Source organism: Microcystis sp. MC19, assembly GCF_003019735.1.
Taxonomy (GTDB): Bacteria; Cyanobacteriota; Cyanobacteriia; order Cyanobacteriales; family Microcystaceae; genus Microcystis.
This window is the reverse complement of the sequence record NZ_CP020664.1, coordinates 1,254,534-1,273,069: the sequence shown is the minus strand read 5'-3', so window position 1 is coordinate 1,273,069 and position 18,536 is coordinate 1,254,534. Positions and strand designations below refer to the sequence as shown.

General features: G+C 43.7%; 21 protein-coding genes and 2 pseudogenes. 11 read left to right on the top strand and 12 right to left on the bottom strand.

Translation table 11 applies throughout. The features are described from left to right. Positions 1-271: 271 nt before the first annotated feature. Positions 272-940, top strand: a complete 669-nt coding sequence (gene phoU / locus B5D77_RS06585) for a phosphate signaling complex protein PhoU (protein ID WP_002776122.1) — start codon at positions 272-274, stop codon at positions 938-940. A gap of 47 nt (positions 941-987) precedes the next feature. On the opposite strand, the gene B5D77_RS06580 is transcribed toward phoU, so the two are convergent. After that, positions 988-1,857, bottom strand: a complete 870-nt coding sequence (locus B5D77_RS06580) for an ABC transporter permease (protein ID WP_008199722.1) — start codon at positions 1,855-1,857, stop codon at positions 988-990. A 313-nt stretch (positions 1,858-2,170) separates the two neighbouring features. On the opposite strand from B5D77_RS06580, the gene B5D77_RS06575 reads away from it, so the two are divergent. Next, on the top strand, positions 2,171-2,647 hold the full coding sequence (locus B5D77_RS06575; RefSeq protein ID WP_008199720.1) for an NAD(P)H-quinone oxidoreductase subunit N: 477 nt from the start codon (positions 2,171-2,173) through the stop codon (positions 2,645-2,647). 146 nt (positions 2,648-2,793) lie between these two features. Here B5D77_RS06575 and B5D77_RS06570 read toward each other — a convergent pair whose 3' ends face one another. Next, positions 2,794-3,081, bottom strand: coding sequence for a hypothetical protein (locus B5D77_RS06570; RefSeq protein ID WP_106908506.1), 288 nt, complete (start codon positions 3,079-3,081; stop codon positions 2,794-2,796). A 296-nt stretch (positions 3,082-3,377) separates the two neighbouring features. Here B5D77_RS06570 and gltX point away from each other — a divergent pair, with 296 nt between their 5' ends. Beyond that, positions 3,378-4,820, top strand: coding sequence for a glutamate--tRNA ligase (gene gltX / locus B5D77_RS06565; protein WP_008199717.1), 1,443 nt, complete (start codon positions 3,378-3,380; stop codon positions 4,818-4,820). A 247-nt stretch (positions 4,821-5,067) separates the two neighbouring features. Next, complete coding sequence (locus B5D77_RS06560) at positions 5,068-6,150, top strand: ATP-dependent 6-phosphofructokinase (RefSeq protein WP_008199715.1); 1,083 nt, start codon at positions 5,068-5,070, stop codon at positions 6,148-6,150. A 310-nt stretch (positions 6,151-6,460) separates the two neighbouring features. On the opposite strand, the gene B5D77_RS26990 is transcribed toward B5D77_RS06560, so the two are convergent. Then, positions 6,461-7,309, bottom strand: coding sequence for a PEP-CTERM sorting domain-containing protein (locus B5D77_RS26990; protein WP_253882651.1), 849 nt, complete (start codon positions 7,307-7,309; stop codon positions 6,461-6,463). Positions 7,310-7,558: 249 nt separating this feature from the next. Here B5D77_RS26990 and B5D77_RS06545 point away from each other — a divergent pair, with 249 nt between their 5' ends. From B5D77_RS06545 to B5D77_RS25760, 5 genes and pseudogenes are all read left to right on the top strand, one after another. Continuing rightward, positions 7,559-7,834 carry a hypothetical protein gene (locus B5D77_RS06545; RefSeq protein WP_052275984.1) on the top strand — a complete coding sequence of 92 codons (276 nt, stop codon included), beginning with the start codon at positions 7,559-7,561 and terminating at the stop codon, positions 7,832-7,834. Continuing rightward, positions 7,815-8,072 carry a hypothetical protein gene (locus B5D77_RS06540; protein ID WP_079209336.1) on the top strand — a complete coding sequence of 86 codons (258 nt, stop codon included), beginning with the start codon at positions 7,815-7,817 and terminating at the stop codon, positions 8,070-8,072. The genes B5D77_RS06545 and B5D77_RS06540 overlap by 20 nt, the downstream gene beginning before the upstream one ends. A 67-nt stretch (positions 8,073-8,139) precedes the next feature. Next, positions 8,140-8,436, top strand: a pseudogene (locus B5D77_RS06535) (AvaI/BsoBI family type II restriction endonuclease); the annotation flags it as partial. A gap of 240 nt (positions 8,437-8,676) precedes the next feature. Beyond that, positions 8,677-9,045, top strand: a complete 369-nt coding sequence (locus tag B5D77_RS06530; RefSeq protein WP_008199706.1) for an STAS/SEC14 domain-containing protein — start codon at positions 8,677-8,679, stop codon at positions 9,043-9,045. Between the two features lie 61 nt (positions 9,046-9,106). Then, positions 9,107-9,277 carry a hypothetical protein gene (locus B5D77_RS25760; protein ID WP_157221736.1) on the top strand — a complete coding sequence of 57 codons (171 nt, stop codon included), beginning with the start codon at positions 9,107-9,109 and terminating at the stop codon, positions 9,275-9,277. Between the two features lie 486 nt (positions 9,278-9,763). Here B5D77_RS25760 and B5D77_RS06525 read toward each other — a convergent pair whose 3' ends face one another. Both B5D77_RS06525 and B5D77_RS06520 read right to left on the bottom strand, forming a co-directional pair. After that, the gene (locus tag B5D77_RS06525) at positions 9,764-11,116 is read right to left on the bottom strand and encodes a TIGR03279 family radical SAM protein (protein WP_008199704.1); all 1,353 of its coding nucleotides are present in this window, start codon (positions 11,114-11,116) and stop codon (positions 9,764-9,766) included. Positions 11,117-11,221: 105 nt separating this feature from the next. After that, positions 11,222-11,494, bottom strand: coding sequence for a hypothetical protein (locus tag B5D77_RS06520; RefSeq protein ID WP_039899771.1), 273 nt, complete (start codon positions 11,492-11,494; stop codon positions 11,222-11,224). A 112-nt stretch (positions 11,495-11,606) separates the two neighbouring features. Here B5D77_RS06520 and B5D77_RS06515 point away from each other — a divergent pair. Then, a pseudogene (locus B5D77_RS06515) lies at positions 11,607-11,932 on the top strand (IS1 family transposase); the annotation flags it as partial. Here the strand turns inward: B5D77_RS06515 and B5D77_RS06510 are convergent. The 7 genes from B5D77_RS06510 to B5D77_RS06485 form a co-directional block, all read right to left on the bottom strand. Continuing rightward, on the bottom strand, positions 11,873-12,025 hold the full coding sequence (locus B5D77_RS06510; RefSeq protein WP_253257657.1) for a hypothetical protein: 153 nt from the start codon (positions 12,023-12,025) through the stop codon (positions 11,873-11,875). The pseudogene B5D77_RS06515 and the gene B5D77_RS06510 sit on opposite strands and share 60 nt — an antisense overlap. A 41-nt stretch (positions 12,026-12,066) precedes the next feature. Then, positions 12,067-12,300 (bottom strand): hypothetical protein, encoded by a 234-nt coding sequence (locus B5D77_RS26985; protein WP_081504687.1) that lies wholly within the window; start codon positions 12,298-12,300, stop codon positions 12,067-12,069. 43 nt (positions 12,301-12,343) lie between these two features. Beyond that, positions 12,344-12,640, bottom strand: a complete 297-nt coding sequence (locus tag B5D77_RS06500) for a nucleotidyltransferase domain-containing protein (protein WP_253257654.1) — start codon at positions 12,638-12,640, stop codon at positions 12,344-12,346. Positions 12,641-13,105: 465 nt separating this feature from the next. After that, complete coding sequence (locus tag B5D77_RS26980) at positions 13,106-13,600, bottom strand: mechanosensitive ion channel family protein (RefSeq protein ID WP_232306150.1); 495 nt, start codon at positions 13,598-13,600, stop codon at positions 13,106-13,108. After that, positions 13,570-13,776, bottom strand: a complete 207-nt coding sequence (locus tag B5D77_RS26975; RefSeq protein WP_008199341.1) for a hypothetical protein — start codon at positions 13,774-13,776, stop codon at positions 13,570-13,572. Before B5D77_RS26975 ends, B5D77_RS26980 begins: the two co-directional genes overlap by 31 nt. Positions 13,777-14,094: 318 nt before the next feature. After that, positions 14,095-15,264 (bottom strand): HhoA/HhoB/HtrA family serine endopeptidase, encoded by a 1,170-nt coding sequence (locus B5D77_RS06490; protein WP_106908505.1) that lies wholly within the window; start codon positions 15,262-15,264, stop codon positions 14,095-14,097. Between the two features lie 273 nt (positions 15,265-15,537). After that, the gene (locus B5D77_RS06485; protein WP_008199333.1) at positions 15,538-16,206 is read right to left on the bottom strand and encodes a hypothetical protein; all 669 of its coding nucleotides are present in this window, start codon (positions 16,204-16,206) and stop codon (positions 15,538-15,540) included. 208 nt (positions 16,207-16,414) lie between these two features. On the opposite strand from B5D77_RS06485, the gene B5D77_RS06480 reads away from it, so the two are divergent. Continuing rightward, positions 16,415-18,535: a serine/threonine-protein kinase gene (locus B5D77_RS06480; RefSeq protein WP_106908504.1), complete on the top strand. Its 2,121-nt coding sequence runs from the start codon at positions 16,415-16,417 to the stop codon at positions 18,533-18,535. The last annotated feature ends 1 nt before the right edge of the window (position 18,536 follow it).

Sequence of the window (18,536 nt, the reverse complement as noted above, 5' to 3'; positions counted from 1 at the left end):
CATGTACGCAGTCTTTAAAAGCCTCTATTTCGTTCCAAGACACGATTAAGAGTGGCTTTTAGGCTAAGTATAATTACTTATCGCGTAAGTGAGATGCTCCCTTTCGCTCGTTCTCTCCAGCGATATGAATTATGAATTATGAATTATGAATTATGAATTGGGGAGAGGGGAGAAAAAAATCTGTCAAGTTCTCTAGACAACCGTGTAAAATCTAAAATTTTCTTGTTATGACTGTAGAGAAAGAGTAGTTTTATGTTAAGCGAATCCGACCGTGAGCCTATCCAAAGAAACCAATCATCGCGATCGCACCTATTTCGCTCGTTCTCTCCAGCGATTGGAACAGGATGTGCTGAGAATGGGAACCTTGGTCGAAGAATCCTTTCGTCTTAGCCATCAATCCCTTTTTGCTAGGGATTTGGAAATGGCGAAAAAAATCCCCCCCCTTGACAAGGAAATCGATCGCTACTATCGTCAAATCGAGTTAGATTGTGCCACTCTCATGACTCTACAGGCTCCCGTAGCCCAAGATTTGCGGCTTTTAAGTGCTTTTATGCAATTAGTGCGCGATTTGGAACGGATCGGCGATTATGCCAAGGATTTAGCCGAAATAGCGCTCAAGTTATTCGCCTATACTCCCCACGATTGTATGAGTGAGATCGAGGCCATGTCCCACCATGCTCAGTATATGTTAGCCACGAGCCTGGTCGCCCTGGCTGACCTCGATCAAGAAGCTGGTCCAAAGGTCAAAGAGCTAGATAATACGGTCGATCGAGCCTATGACTATCTTTACCACACTCTCGCCCATCAAAGAGATATTAAGGGTGTGGTGGAACCGATCCTGCTGATGGCTTTACTAATCCGTCATCTAGAACGTATGGCCGATCATGCCACCAATATCGCCCAAAGGGTATCCTACATCGTTACTGGACAGAGAGGCTGAGGGTGCGGGGTCCTGAGTTGATTTCCCCCGAACTCTGGCCCGCGCTTTTAGCGTTTACGACTCAGGGGGTTAAAAATTTCACTTAACCCCTCTCCCAAGAGAGATAAACCCACCACCATCGTGGTCATCGCTAATCCGGGAAATAAAGTGGTCCACCAGATACCCGTAGATAAATCCGCCAAAGCTTCCTTGAGATCATGACCCCATTCCGGCACTTCTTCTGGTAATCCTAAGCCTAAAAAGCCTAAACCGCCTAAAACCAAGATCGCATCCGCCGCGTTGAGGGTAAAAAGAACCGGGACACTCTGGACGACATTAAAGAAAAGATATTTTGATAGTATCCGGCTAGGACTAGCGCCGATCGCTCGGGCCGCTTCGATAAATAACTCATTTTTAACGCTGGCGGTTTGATTTCTGACCACGCGAAAATATTGGGGAATATAGGCAATGCTAACAGCGATGGCGACATTGACGATACCACGACCCAAAACGAAAGCGAGAGCCACCGATAATAATAACCCCGGCAAGGTGTAGAGGGTATCCATGAGAAAGAGGAGAACGCGATCGATCTTACCCCCCAAATAACCGCTAATTAACCCTAAAGGAACCCCGATGACTAAAGATAATCCTGTGGCCAAAAATACCACGGACAAGGCCGCCCGGGCCCCGAATAGGGTGCGGGAAAAGACATCATAACCGCGCACATTCGTCCCGAACCAATGGGCAAAACTGGGGGCTTGTAGGGGATAATTGCTTAAAATGTCGGTTGGATCCTGAACCAGGCCGATCGCTTGCAGAAGGGGCGAAAACAGGGCAATCAGGATAAAAATAATTGTCAATACCAACCCAACCCCTAGGAGTTTAGTGGTTAGGTTGGGTTTCAGAAAAGGAGCGATCGGCAATTTAACAGGAGTCATCGGCAAAATTTAGCCATTGCATAGAACGCTAATTGTAGAAGACAAGGCTAACCTGAGACAAGAGCAGCATCTTTTCAGACAGCTGGGGCCGAAACGACCATAAACCAGAGCAAGACTGCTAAAGCTAAAACAGTTAGTTTAATCAGGATATAAAGCAGTCCGTTGGGATAAAGGAGATCGTGAAACATATTGCCTCCTCGGGAGAGAGTAGCGATTGTCCCCCTCTATCTTTGATCTTAAGTCTTTCTCTGTTCACCTGACCCACAACTTAACAAAACGTGCGATTATAGGGAAAAAGATTTTTTTACTAGCTATGGCACTACTGACCACAGGAAAACCATTTATTCGCGATCTGGAACAATACGGTGCTTTAGGGGTTTACGCACCCTTAGAAGGGGGTTACGAGGGACGCTATCAAAGACGTTTGCGGGCCACTGGTTACAATGTCCTGCATATCACCGCTAGAGGTCTGGGGGATTTAAGTGCCTATCTTACCGGCATTCATGGAGTCCGTCCCCCCCATTTAGGTAAAAAAAATATTGGTCGGGAAGCAGCCGTGGGACCGGTTTATTTTATTCCTCCCATTGCTACCTATCAATTGGAAAATTTACCACCCAAATCTAAAGGTTTAGTGATTTGGATTATTGAAAGTTTTGTTTTATCCTCGGAAGAAAAACAATACTTAATTAGTCTTAGTCAACAGGAACCCCGGTTAAAATTTGTCCTCGAATTGGGTGGGGAAAGATATTTCCGTTGGCAACCTTTGAGCAAATCTTTAATCGCTGCCTAAATTACCGAAATAACAGGGTTATTGAAATATCTCATCCTCAAACCCTCTCCCCAGAGAGGGAAACTTCAATTCTTGAGAGTTTGTTGTTCCTTTCTCACCCTTTGGTGGCTATTCATTTTTAGAACTGATATTATCTCAAGATATAGCTAGAATCCCCTAGATTCCCAGCGCTGAAAGCGCCAAGGCTTTAACCAATAGGCTTTTATCTGTCTATTTCCTTCTTTCCAAGTGCATTGAATCTGAGAATTAGCAGGATTCGCACCACATTGGGGCTGAAGATTCAAAATACTAGAGATTTCCCTAGGATTAATCTGAGGATCGGAAACAAAACTTTTTTCGGCAATTCTTCTCTCCACTGCCACCTTATTAGTGGGAGTCAGATGGAAATAATCAGACTGGGTAAGCAAAATCGAAGATAATAGAGTTTCAAACATTGTGATTAATCGCAACATCAGAGATAAAACCAATAGATATCTCCAAAGTTTATAACCGACATTCCGCAAATCTTCACATACTTTTATATATTTTTACATTCCCCAAGATGTTTTATTGTTCTTCGATTCCCCAGTGCGGTTACTCAGGGCTAACACTCCGAGCTTAATCGGTACAAAAGAACTGATAATTGCGGCTGGCAACCCTGGCTAAAAACTGTCTTAATTTCGCCAGTTGGCCTAGGTGAATTTGCAATAATATGGGATATCGTTGCCGCAAAAAACCTAGGAGTTAAATCGTGACAGTTAGAGTTCGTATTGCCCCCAGTCCCACGGGAAATTTACACATTGGAACCGCACGCACAGCCGTGTTTAACTGGCTTTTTGCCCATCATCACCGGGGTAAATTTATCTTGCGCGTGGAAGATACAGATTTAGAACGTTCTCGACCAGAATATACGGAAAATATTCAAGCGGGCCTACAATGGTTAGGACTGAATTGGGATGAAGGTCCTTTTTTTCAAACTCAACGCCTTAATTATTATCGTCAGGCTATTCAAACCCTGCTCGATCGAGGTTTAGCCTATCGTTGTTATTGTACCCCGGAAGAATTGGAAAAAATGCGGGAAGAACAAAAAGCCCGCAATCTTGCCCCCCGTTACGATAATCGTCATCGTTATCTCACCCCCGAACAACAAGCTCAATTCGAGCAAGGGGGGAGAAAAGCAGTAATTCGTTTTATTATTGACGATGATCGAGAAATTATTTGGCAGGATTTAATCCGGGAAAAAGTTATCTGGAAAGGTAGTGATTTGGGGGGGGATATGGTGATCGCTCGTACCTCGGAAAATGCCGAGGAAAACTTCGGTCAGCCTCTCTATAATTTAGCGGTAGTTGTTGATGATATCGATATGGAAATTACCCATGTTATTCGTGGGGAAGATCACATCGCTAATACGGCTAAACAAATTCTTTTATACGAAGCTTTGGGGGCAAAAGTGCCTGAGTTTGCCCACACTCCTTTGATCTTAAATCAGGAGGGTCGTAAGTTATCTAAACGGGATGGAGTCACTTCGATCGATGATTTCCGAAAACTGGGTTTTTTGCCGCAAGCTTTGGTTAATTACATGACTCTCCTCGGTTGGACTCCTCCCGATTCCACTGAAGAAATTTTTACCCTTGAAGCGGCCGCTGAAGTGTTTAGTTTAGAACGGGTAAATAAAGCGGGGGCAAAATTTGACTGGACTAAATTAGATTGGATTAATAGTCAATATCTCCATCGTTTAACCGGTGAGGAATTAGTGCCTTTACTTCTCCCCTACTGGCAAGAAGCAGGGTATAATTTTGCTGCTGAAACCGATCGAGCTTGGTTGATCGGTTTGGCTACTCTCATCGGTCCGAGTTTAACTCGTTTAAGCGATGCTGTTGCTGAAAGTCGCTTACTTTTAACCCCTCTGGCTAATTATAATCAGGAGGCTTTAAGTCAATTACAATTAGAGGGAGTTAAGGATATTATCAAGGATATTCTCGCCGCTATTACTCCCGATTTGACTGGAGAAGTTGCTAAGGGAATTGTGGAGACCACAACTAAAGCCCATCGGGTTAAAAAAGGTCTGGTGATGAAGTCTCTACGCGCCGCTTTGATGGGGGAGTTACACGGTCCGGATTTAATGCAGTCTTGGCTACTTCTCAATCAAAAAGGTTGGGATCTATCCCGTCTTCAGCAAGCAGTAAATAGTTAAATTGATTGGCTATCAGTTATCAGAAAATTTTCTGTATATTAGGGTTGACAAATGCCCTAAGATTGCTATATACTTTCTAGTATAATGGGGATCCGTGTCGCCCTGCATACCCTGCTAGGGGGACTGAGGGGACGGGGGTGAATTTTTCCCCTAGCTGTCAGGGACGATCTAGAAACTTTCTTAATTTTCAGGCATTATCCGCAACTTTTCCCTAAATATAGATTTGTTGATCTCCTGACAAAAACCTATGGGTGAAAAAAAACGAATTGGAATTCTCACCAGTGGTGGCGACTGTGCGGGTTTAAATGCCGCCATTCGTGCCGTTGTCCACCATGCCAGTGGCAATTATGGCTGGGAAGTGGTGGGTATTCGAGAAGCAACGAACGGATTAGTTAACCGTCCCCCCAAAACCACTATCTTTGACATTGAAGGAGTCGATCGCCTGTTGGTGATGGGAGGAACAATTCTCGGTACTACCAATAAGGGGGATCCCTTTGCTTTCCCGATGCCGGATGGAACCCTGATCGATCGCTCTCAGGACATCATCGACGGCTATCATAGTCTGGGACTGGATGCCCTGATCGGCATCGGTGGCGATGGTAGTCTGGCGATTTTGCGCCGTATTGCCCAACAGGGAGGCATTAATCTGATCGGTATCCCCAAAACCATCGATAATGATGTGGGAGCTACAGAAGTCTCCATTGGCTTCGATACAGCTACTAATATCGCCACAGAAGCCCTCGATCGCCTCCATTTTACCGCCGCTAGTCATAACCGGGTGATGATTCTAGAAGTTATGGGTAGAGATGCCGGCCATATCGCCCTGGCTGCCGGTATTGCGGGGGGGGCTCATATCATTCTCATTCCCGAAATTCCCTACCGATTAGAGAAGATCTGCGAGAAGATCCGGCAACGGCAGCGTCTGGATAAACAGTTTTCTCTGATTATTGTCTCCGAGGCTGTGCGTACCGAAACTGGCAATCGCCTAGTGCAAAAGGAAGCCCTAGGGGAAGATCGTCTCGGGGGTATCGGTCGCTATTTAGCGGAAGAAGTTGCCAGGGAAACCGGGGCCGAAACGAGAGTGACTTTCCTGGGCCACATTCAACGGGGGGGTATTCCTTCTCCGATCGATCGCTTACTGGGGGCGGCTTTTGGCGTGGCGGCCGTGGATTTGATCGCTCGGGAAGAATTCGATCGCATGGTGGCCTGGCAAAATCGGCAAGTGGTCAGTGTTCCCATTGAGGAGGCGATTAAAACCTATCGCGTCGTCGATCCCGAAGAAACTTTAGTCAAAACCGCCAGGGGTTTGGGTATTTGTCTAGGGGATTGAGATTAAATCTAGGGGAATCGGTGCGAGAATTAATCCTTAAGTATCGCCCTTTCCCCACCGATTAAAATTACCAATCAAATAAAGAAGTTATTTCACCATTAAGGTAACTGCTGTAATTAACTTCCGTTATGGCATAGAATTACAATATCTATTAAATTTTACGCTATCGATCCAAAAAATCTTTTTCTACCACAAGAAACTACTTTTGAGCAATTAATTAATAAAATTTAATAAGTAGAAGCACAGGCAAAACATAAAACCCCCTCAACTGACTGAATGAAGGGGCATTTATGGTATTTTTGTAAGCAATTTAGCCTACTTTTGTGGTTTCTTTTTCGGTGGATTTGGATAGCTTCAGTTTGCGCTTGAGGGTTGAAGCTGCGCCTAAAGTGCCGAGAGCGAGGAAACTCAGGATGGAAGAAGGTTCTGGTACAGACTTGAAGAGACCGTCTTTGTCCGTTACTTCAAGGATTGGCTGTGGATCGGACACTGAATCTGGCGCAATCTGGAAATTTGGGGTTACGAGTTCTTCTAGCAATGATACATCCCAGATGCCTTCAAGTGGTCCTAAGAAACTAACAGATGATGATAAAGGTGTGGGCGAGTAAGTACGAACTCTAAAATCTCCTAAAGTTACCGCAAGACCAGAAGATTTCTCGATGGCAATTGGCAGGCTAGAAGATCCAGAAAAGTCGTATTGAAATCTTGTGATGGTAGAAGGACCTGATAGTGGATCTGAAGGAACGTCAATATCCAAAGAAAACAAACCTTCATACGAAACATCAACTGAATACCAAGTGAATTCAGGTATGGCCGTGTTCAAGCCAGTAAAGTCATATGTAACAGTCAGATCACTAAGGTTCTGATAACCTTCAATAGTTACCAAAGGATCTCCAACGACAACTACGACAGTTGCAATACTAGAACTTGAAGTTTTTTTCTGGTTCTTAAATGTAAATTCGGTAGATGTAACCCCTTCAAAAGTCGATCCGTCCTCTTTGATTATTTTATATTTTGCCCCAGCAGGAACTGTTTGCTCCGATTTTATTTCGTTTCGTTCCCATTTAATTTTTGTTCCTACAGGTATAATGGCGGCGTTAACTGGAACCCAAGAAGAAAAACAGGTTAACAGGGCTACCGTTATCAAAGTTTTTTTCATAAACTTTTACGACTCCATAACTAAAACTAAATTTTGCGATCGCCCCCCTCGCAGCCAGGTCAAGCAACAGCCCAACCCAACACCAAAGGCAGATGACAAAACGATACACACTCCCCCCCCACAACTGTATTAAAAGCTACAATTTAATAAATCTTTACATTCTTCTCCCCCTAGTCCCTCGCCTTCGGGAGCGATAGGTTAGTATAGAGTGGGTGAAAACAATTTTTCTCCATTGATTTCGGGTATCTCATGCGTATTCAATGGGATGAAGCCAAACGACAGCGAGTTTTAACAGAACGTGACATTGACTTCACTCGGTTAAACGATCTGCTTTACAAACCTTACATCGAAGACCAACGCTCTGAGCAGCCAGAACAATATCGGATTGTTGGCTTTGCGGGCGGAACGTTAACAACATTCATCGTAGAATACAGAGTCGATGAAGTCGGTGATTACATTTGGGTTGTCACCGCTTGGAAATCAACTAAACAGGAGCGCAAAAGCTATGAGGAAACAGTCAACTGAAATTAAAGATATTGAGGAAATTGCTCAACAAGCACATCTAGGGAAAGATGTCTCTGAGCATTTCACAGGTAATTTTCAGGTTAAGCAACAGATTAATCTTGATTTTCCCCCGGAATTACTACGAAGCATAGATGTAGAGTGTCAATTGCAGAACATGAATCGTCAGGATTGGATCAAGATGGTTTGCGTTGAAAAACTCCGTGCAATTCAATCTAGCAGAATAGCCAATACTGTTTAGTGGGGTCAAAGTATCCTACGCTACAATTTAATAAATCTTTACATTCCTCTCCCTAGCTTAGGGATTGAAACAAACCTTACAATCTCCTGATTTATACATTGCTTTGGGAGAATTAAAAGGTGGAATTGATCCCGATCGAGCAGATGAACATTGGAAAACTGCTCGTACTGCTTTGCAGAGAATTGATGATGCTTTTAGAAAAATATCTAAGCATCCTTATACTTTTTTTATCGGCGCTGCTATTGAAACAAAAATGGCCAGGGAAATTTATCAGCAATTAGAGACGAAAAAACTCACCAATGCCGCTAACTTAACCAATGATAATCAACTGGTTTCAATTATGCGTTGGCTATGCCATCTTTAACCTAGTTAACATCTAGAACATTACCCCTCAAATAAAGTCCAGTTGGGTTGGTTAGCAATGCATAAACCACCCAATTCTGATTAGATGGCAAGAAGAATTAACCAGCCTAATCTTCGTGTCTTTGTGTCTTTGTGTCTTTGTGGTTATTCTCTGCGATCGCTTATTGATTTTGCCTCAATCTTTGTCCCACTATTTGTGATAGCATATAGTTAGACTTCGACCATTTGGGAGAGGCAAACTATGATAGATTATAATTTAGACGCGGCGCATAGCATTCTCTATATGCAACCTAAATCTGCACTTGCGGCGGAAGATTTTGTCAAGATTGCGGAGGCAGTGGATCCCCACATTGAAGCCACTGGTGGCCTTGCTGGCGTAATCATCGAAGTACCTACTTTCACCGGCTGGGAGAGTTTTGGTGCCTTGATTGCTCATTTCCGGCTGATACGCGACCATCACAAGTACGTCAGTAAAGTTGCCGTGGTGACTGATTCCACTCTGGTTAAACTGATTGAAAGTCTGGCTTCCCACTTTGTCGCCGCTGAAGTCAGGCAGTTCCCATGGGGGGAAACTGAGGTGGCGAACCAATGGCTCTTGGGTGGCTCCTGATTCCCTTGCAGTATAATAGACATCTCCAGCAATTAACCTCAATCTGGCCTGAATTTTGGAGATGTCTAATACAGGTTTAGACCGATGGAGAGAGAAACGGAATCAAGAAAGAGCAAGGGTTCTCCTGTCCATTGACCAACTCTCTCAACAGCTAAAAAAGCAGCAAGAAAGAATCGCTCAACTCGAAGCCGAACTTAGAAAACAAAAAAGCCCACAGGCCGACCCAAGATAGGGGCCAGTCAACTCAACGAAAAAAAACCCAAGTCACAAGGGCAAAGAAAACGGCCAGGCTCGGCCAAGAAAAGCAAAAAAGCCAGCTTTGAAATCGAAGCAGAAAAAATCATCCAACCCGCATAAATCCCCGCCAAAGCCAAATTCAACGGCAATAAAAAGCGAATTCTTAAAAAATATGATTAATACTAAATCCAGTTATTAAAAACTGATTATTTATTTCCCCTTTTGCCTCTTGCCGGTTGCATGAGTGCCTCTCCTCTATAAGTAGCCTATACTCAACGGATTTGGTATAATATAGCAGTTTTTATCAGAATGAGGTATAGGCAAGGGGCTTAAACCCCTTGTTGGCAAAACTTGTCGATACCTCAGTAACGTGAAAAGTGCTATAATAACTTCTGCTGCTCACCTATATGTGAGAGAAAGTCACAGATAGGAGATGCACCTAATCTGATCACCGATTAGTGATAATTGTCTATTCTCAAGATTAGGATTTGTTTAAGGGATTGAGAGTAAGACAAGTTTTAATTAATTCCTCCACTCCCAGGACTGGATAAATAGGGACTCCTAACTGATTAATAACAGTTTCTAGGGTGATATCATCTAAAAATACCGCTTCCCCATGCTTGAGCATGAGGGAGGGTAATAAAACCCCATCCCCAAGATTTTTACCTTGTAATCCCTTGAGAATATCTTGCCCGGTTAATAAACCCGTAACCGTGATTTCCTGCCCCCAATAATCACTATTTAAAGCCACTAATTCCACGGTTAAACCCCGCACCTTATTTAACTGTTTAACTAGGGGTTTAAAAGCTTGTTCTACCGCATTGCCCACTAGCCATATTAACCGTCTAGAGGGGGTAATTTGAGCAGGTAATAACTTCTTAGCTGTCTTCTGGAAATCCCTAATAAATTGACGAATCGAGCCAACCCCGTTACCGATTTGGGGATAGTCTTCGTAGTGAGATTGAGGGGGTAAATCGACTCGGGCAATTAAAAACCATTCATCGGCTAACCAGACCACATTACTGCCAAATTCTTGACGAAATTTTTTCTGTAAAGTTTGGACTTGTTCGATCACTTCTCGCGCTTTTTCTTGGCTAACGGGAATTAATTCATCTTCTTGGGGACGAAAGCGGGTTAATCCCACGGGAACTACGGCAATCGACTCCACACAGGGAATATCTCCCCGATGAAAAGAAACCAGATCTAACAGGGTTCTTTCGAGATGAATTCCATCATTAATATTGGGACAAACTACCACTTGGGCGTGAATTTGTAATTGTCTGGCTTGTAGCCATTTTAAATGGTCTACAATTTGACCAGCGCGGGGATTTTTTAAGAGACGAATCCTCAGATCGGGTTCCGTGGCATGAACGGACACAAAAAGCGGTGAGATTCGCATCTTTTCGATCCGTTGCCATTCTTTTGAGGTGAGATTAGTTAAGGTTAAATAACTGCCATAGAGAAAACTTAGGCGATAGTCATCATCTTTATAGTATAAAGTTTCTCTTTTGCCCTCTGGTTGTTGGTCAATAAAGCAAAAAGGACATTTATTATTGCACTGAATTAAGCCATCAAAAAGGGCAGTTTCAAACTCTAAACCTAAGTCTTCATGATAATCTTTTTCGATTTTTACTTGGTGAGTTTTGCCCTGACTATCAAGCACTTCTAGGGTTAAAAATTCATCGGCACATAAAAATTGATAATCGATTAAGTCCCGGGGACGATTACCATTAATAGAGACGAGCGCATCCCCGATTTCAAAACCCACCTCGGCGGCGATCGAATCTGGGATGACACCACTAATTTTAGCTGGACGAATAGTTAATTCACTCATGTTTTTAGGTTGCCATCCAATTATTTAACTGCATTTCCCAGAGAGTCTTCGGCTGCGTTTTTATATTTGTCAAGTTAATTCTACAGCAGCTTAGGGCGATCGCTGTTAGGGATTGGGGCAAAAACCAAAAAGTTTAGCAGCCCCTCCTAAAATGGCCACAACCAGAGCGATGAGAATCCCCCAATTGGTAAATTCCTGATAGGCGACTCTTGCAGTTAACCCTTTAATTTCTGTGGTTAGTCGCTCATCTAAGGCTTTAATCTCCCCTTTGAGTTCGACTTGTCCTATTTCCACTTTCGTCAACCGTTCTTCTATCTTATCAAATCTCTTATCTACCTTATCGGCTCTTCTCGACTTTGTGTGATAATTTTTGCTTATGGAATCGTGAAATGCTTACTAGGCAACACTTTTAGGACTATTTTATGGAAAAACCCATCAGTATAGACCTCATTTCCACACAGAAACCAGAAGAGCCAAAAACTTTGGGGCCAGTTTACCAGGTGTTTACCGACAATGCGCGGTTGCTTACACAGACTTTTGGGAGTCCTATAAGACAGTAATTCCTAGTAAACGTCATCGACCCGTCGGAAAAGAAACTGGTCAAACTAATCATATTGAAAGATTAAATAATACCTTTCGACAAAGGATTTCTCGGCTGGTGAGAGAGAGTCTATCTTTCTCTAAAAAAATGGAGAATCACGTTGGGGAACCCTTTGGTATTTTATCCATGACTACAATGCACAGCAAAGCAAAGGATTAAGCAGCCATCACTACTACCCAATCACCACCGCCAGTTTGAACGATAAGCTGAATTAACCTTTCTATGGCTAATTGACGTTCTCTCAATGTACGATAATCCTCTAAGGTGATCGAACCGTACTCGCTAAGTTCGGCGAGGTATTGATTCATGAGGTTTAATTCGTCTATCGCAATCAGAGGTTCAATAGCATTTACACTCCTTTTTCTCGTAGAGAAATCTCTAGATTATTCCGTAATTGACGGTATAACGCTTTCGATTCTTCAGGATTCATGATAAATTTTTCTTTAAATCCCTCGAATAGTCCCGTTTCCCGTTCGTATAGAACTCGACCGGCTCTCTTGGATTTGGTGGGTAAAATGTATTCTAAGATACATTCCTGCTGGCGAGGGAGTGGAAGGAACCACTCCAGACACAGAGGACACAAAGATCGATCGATCCTATGGTAAGTTAAGCTGATCACACAGAACCTAGAAGAGCCCTCGACCATCCCGCGCAACATAATGAGCGAGGATCGGCGAACATTCTTTTAAATCAACCACATCAATTTTGTCCTCGGGAATCTCTAAAGCTTGTTCGAGCAGTGTATAAATTTTCAATAGACTCGAAATATCCTTTTGAGCGCTTCTTTCCTCGTATAAAACAGCGAAATCCCAATCGCTATCAGGTCTATGCTCTCCACGCGCTCTAGAACCGAAGAGAATTAATAGTTTTAAATTCGGTAGTTTTTCGACAATAGCCGTAATTTTTTCTACTAGCCTATTCATATTTAGCTCCTATCAAAAAAATGGCGAGAATCCGATGGAGATATCGATCGATCTCCCTAGCGTCTGTCTATGTTTATTATCAAATGCGGAGGAAGCAAAGAGCAACTAAATCCCAGAAAAAGTGTCCGTACACTTTAACATACTCATCTCTTGGTAGCCTCAAACGGCATCAACAGATCCACACCTCACCCCCTTTACCTTTGAACCGATGAGCGAGAGAACAACAAAGCCGATTGACCGCTCGCTATAGAATAGGGTGACAGGGAAGAATGAAGACTACTCTCGTCACTAATCGGATAAATACTAAATCCTGTTTAAAAAGTATAGGAGAGTGGGGAGTGGGGAGTGGAAAGTGGGTCTTTAAACTTGGATTGGGAATTAATCGCACAAAAACAGATTTGGTATCAGTTTATACTTTATTTTGATCAGAAAAGCTGTACAAAACTGGTCTTCGCTTAACCCGGTCTATCGATTGTGTAAAACCGTGTGGGTAGCAGGAATAGGATAGCCCGCTTCACCGAAGGATTCATAGATAACCTTATTAGTGTCAAAATAGACCTGCCAATAGTTATCGTTACTGCAATAGGGACGTACTGCTAAGAGAAGTCCGGAGGGATTAAATTCTAAAATTTCCACATCGGGAGCGGGATCAGTCAAAACATTGGGGATACGGCTAATTTTATCCTTTAACAGAGCGATCGCTTCTGGGACATTTACCCCGTGACTTAATTGAGCGGTCAACTCCACACGACGATAGGGATTAGCGGAAAAATTTTGAATACTCCCAGAAAAAATGCTGTTATTGCCGACTACAGTTTTAATGTTGTCAGGAGTGTTAATAGTAGTGGCAAATAAACCCAATTCGTCCACCGTGCCAGTTATACCTCCCGCAGAGACAAAATCGCCCACCTTGAAGGGACGGAACATAACTAGAAAAGCCCCGGCGGCAAAATTGGCCAACAGCCCCCCCAAGCGGCCCTGATCGCAATACCAGTAGCGGCTAAAAGTGCGGCAAAAGAGGTGGTTTCAACGCCAAAAAAGCCCAAAATCGCCACGATCAGGACAACTTGCAGGGCAATGAGGATGAAAGAAATGATATATCTAATGATGGTAGGATCGACGTTGCCCTTAGCCAAACTGGTTTTGAGCAGATTAATCGCTAGATTAATTAATCATTTACCGATAAACCAGAGTAGGATCGCCCCGATTAATTTCGCCCCGAAGCTGATCGCTAAATCCCTGATAAAGTACACTTGATTGCTAACTTGAGCCGGATCCATAGTTATTATCCTCGCAAAGAAATCAAGCTAATTTACACACAGATTATAGGGGCGAGAGCAAAAACCGAGAACCATCTCAAGGAAAAAACCCGATTTGCTGATGGGGGGATTTTTCAGTGAACAGTAAACAATAAACTGAAAACTTACATCTGATTACTGATTACTGATAACTGATTACTGATTTGACATTTGGGCGGTGATTACGGTGAGATCGATCGCCCTTTCCCCCCTTCTGATTCTGAGGGGTAAAGATTGACCGATTCCAGTTTTTTCCACCATTTCCTGTAACTGACCGCCATCGCTAACCGGTTGATTATTAGCTTTGACAATCACATCCCCGCGACGGATGCCGGCTTTTTCGGCGGGGGTATTGGGTAGGACTTTCACCACCAAAATTCCCGACACTTCCGGCACGATCATGGGAGGATTGGGGTTTTGATTATTAGCCCGGGCTAAATCGGGAGTTAGGTTAACCATCTGCACACCGATATAGGGATGGGCCACCTTTTGACCTGATTCTAGGGTCGCTTGTAACTGCTTGGCCCGGTCGATGGGAATGGCAAAACCGATGCCCATGGCATCAGCACGAATGGCCGTATTGATGCCGATGACTTCCCCTTGGGCGTTGAGTAAAGGACCGCCGGAATTGCCGGGGTTAATAGCGGCATCGGTTTGGATAAAATCAATGCGTTTATCGGGAATACCCACCTTAGCCGCCGAGCGCCCGATCGTGCTAATAATTCCTAAAGTTACCGTATTATCTAGACCGACGGGATTGCCTACTGCGATCGCCCAGTCCCCCACTTGTATGGATGAGGAATTGCCGAGGACGGCTACAGGTAAATTTTCCCCTTGGGGATTAATTTTCACTACGGCTAAATCAGTGATCTCATCAGTACCGCGTACTTCTCCTTTAAAGCTACGACCATCTTTTAAAGTTACCGTTACCTTATCGGCATTATCGACCACATGGGCATTAGTTAAGATTAAACCGCTGCCATCGATAATAAAACCCGATCCCTGGCCCGCCACTCGCTGCTGGGTGGGAACACGAAACTGTTCCCCAAAAAACTGCTGAAAAAAAGGATCATCAAAAAAGGGGCTATTGGGACGAGTAATGATCGCTTCGGTGTCAATTCGCACCACTGCCGCACCTGTGCGGGCCACTGCCTTAGCGACAAAACTTTCCGCCGTCATCTCTGGGGGGATTCTGGCCAGATCGGTGGCAGCAGTGGGCAGATTTTGAGCATTTACCGCCGCTAAACTGCTAAAACCGAGCATAACTCCCAGAAAAGTTGCCAAAGCGTGGGTAATAGTTCGCCGTAACCCTGTAGGAAGTTTCATACTTTGATCTCTGATTCTGATGTTTTAACTATTTCTGTCTATCGGTTGACAGACCGACTATTAAAAATCTAACAAATCCATCGCTCCGATTAAATCCAGAAATAAGCTAAGACGTATTTAAATCGCTTATTTTTAGATTAGCCGAATCTCCCCCAATCCCTTTACTGTTGCCTCTTGCCTCATCTCAACAGGCAATTTAAATTACGAACAGCTTAACCAATGAGTTGACACCAAATCCGTCTGCTGGCGGATTTGGTGATGGTTTGCCGTTTACTAATCTCTGATCACTAGGGGCGATTGCAGGGTAATATTTAAATCTCGATCAGGGTTAACAGAGTATAACTGCGCGGAACTACCACCGACAATTCCCGCCGTCGGTAAACCCCATCCTGCAAGGGTTCCCACGGCTGCCCCCGCTAAGACATCGAGAACTTCAATCTTGCGATCGCCTGTGAGAGCAGCAATCGCTGTGGCTGCCCCCGCACCGGCGACGGTTCCCGCTAAGATATCTTGAGTTTTTGCCCCTTTACGCACGGTTTCAGTGGTAGTAATTAATCGCGAAGTGGCATTGAGGGGAATAGTACGATTACCCCCATCGAGGGCAATTTCATCGGCAATAAAGCGCACACCTCGGCCCGCCGCTTCTAAAGTACCCTTAACTTCACTTCCCGCTGCAATCACCACACTCCCATTCCGGTCACGAATATCTCTGGCTACGGTTAAAGTCAGAGGAATAACATCACTTTTAGAAACTAAAATTTTATCGGCTTTCTCGTAATTCAAAGGGATAACTGTTCCCGCCGGAATCGAGATTTGTTGAGCGATCAGACGTGGCCGATTAACATTACTTTGAGCGAGGACGGGAAAAGTACCGGACATCGACCCCATGAGCAGGGTAATTAGTAAAGCTGTGCCGGCTCTAGTAACAGGATTGATAGACATAGCGGTTATCCTCTCAAAAAACAACAGTGAACCTTCTCTGTTTCTAGATTATTTTTTTCTGTCTGTCATGTCAGTCCCCTCCACAGGGAATTTTTTCCCTCTCTATAGGGAAAAAAGTAGAATGGGAGAGTTGCCGCATTTTGTCCAGCGACCGCAAAAGAAAGCCGAAAAGCCTAGAATAGTAAAAAACCTTGGATTGCCATCGTCTATGGAACTCGCTGCCGGAAAAATCCTTAGTCATCGCTACCAGATTATCCGTCAATTGGGAAAAGGGGGATTCGGACAGACTTTCTTAGCCTGCGATCGCCAGTTACCCAATCAAAATCGCTGTGTGATCAAACAATTTCAACCCCAGTGCCGGGATGCCGAAACTGTAGCCATCGCTAGACGACTCTTTGAAACCGAGGCGAAAATCCTGCAAGAATTGGGCATTCATCGTCATATTCCCCGTTTATTTGCTTATTTTGAGGAAAATGGGCAATTTTTTCTCGTGCAGGAATACATTGAAGGGGAAGATTTAGCCAGAGAAATTACTGCCGGTGTCTATAGGCAAAATGAAGGGAAAGTGGTGGCTTTATTAACAGAAATTCTCTCAATTCTCGAATTTGTCCATCAGAAACAGGTGATCCATCGCGATGTTAATCCCTTCAATCTTATTCGTCGCCGTCAAGATGATCAATTGGTTTTAATTGATTTTGGTGCTGTCAAACAAATTAGCACTCAAGTGGTTAAAGAAGGTAAAACCGTTTCTACAGTCGCTATCGGAACCCCCGGTTATTTCCCCAGTGAACAGGCCCAAGGTTATCCGCGTTTTAGTAGCGATATCTATGCCACTGGTATTATTGGATTACAAGCTTTAACCGCTAAAAATCCCGAAGAGATTCCACTGGATGATCGCACGGGGGAAATTCTCTGGCAACATTTGGCCATGACTAGCGCCGAGTTTAGTTATGTTATCGAGCGCATGATCCGCTATGATTTTCGTCAGCGTTATACCAGTGCCAGTGAAGCATTAATCGATCTGAGAAAATTAGGTAAAATTCATCATCTCGAGCCGAAAACTACCTATGTGAAACCTCAAGGTCAGGTTGCTCGTCAAGGGAAATCTTGGCTAACAAAAATCTTGTTTGTCTCCGGGACAATTGGCTTAATAGCTGGTGCTTATCTAGGTTTTAATTATTGGCAAAATTCCCGTAATTCTCTTGATTACTATCAACAAGGTCAGACTTTTTATCAACTTAAACGCTATACCGATGCCCTCAATTACTATGGTCAAGCCTTAAAAATTAATCCCGATTATCTTGAGGCATGGCAAGGAAAAGCCGATACTTTATTGGCTTTACAAAGATACTCGGAAGCTTTAAATACCTACGAGAAAGCTATTCAAATTAACCCAGATTCCGCTTGGCAAGCTTGGCTCGGTCGCGGAGAAGCTTTAGATAAATTAGGCAAAAATCAGGAGGCCTTAGAAAGTTTTGAGCGGGTCCTATCTCTTAATGCTGCCGCTAGTCAAGCTTGGCAAGGTAAGGCCGATATCTATCTAGAACTGCAACAATATTCCGCCGCCCAAAAAGCTCTGGAAAAATTGTTAACTTTTCAACAAAATGATGCCAAAATCTGGTATAAAAAAGGCTGGTCATTACAGAATCTTGAGGATTATGAAGGGGCAGTTAAAGCCTACGATCAGGCTCTGGTGATCGAACCAGATAATGCCTTAATTTGGTATCAAAAAGGTAATAGTTTCTATCAATTAAATAGAATTAATGATGCCTTAGAAAGTTATAGCAAAGCTGGACAATTTAATCCCCAATTTTCCCAAGCTCACTATAGTCAAGGGATTATTCTGCAAAAATTAGGCCGCAAGTCAGAAGCTTTGCAGGCATTTACGCAAGCAACTGAGGCCAATTCTAATTATTATCAAGCTTGGTTAAATCAAGGGGCATTACTTCATCAAATGGAAAGATTTCAAGAAGCGATCGTCTCCTACGAAAAAGCTCGCCGTATTTCTTCCCAAAAAGCCGAAGTTTTTATCGGTATCGGTAACGCTTGGTATCGTTTAGGCGACTATTCCCAAGCCATAAACGCCTATCAACAGGCGATTCAAAGACAAAAAGATAACCCCGAAACCTGGAAAAGTTTAGGCAATAGTTGCTTTAAACTCGGTCAATACGAGCGAGCGATTCAAGCTTATCAAGAATCACTGCGTTATCGTTCCAATGACCGAGAAGTGCAAACACAAAAACAACTGGCAGAAACTCGCTGGCAAGAACTTCAGCAATCTCTCCAAAACCAAACCCCGAAAGTGGATAGTGAGGAACCAGTTCCCTAAC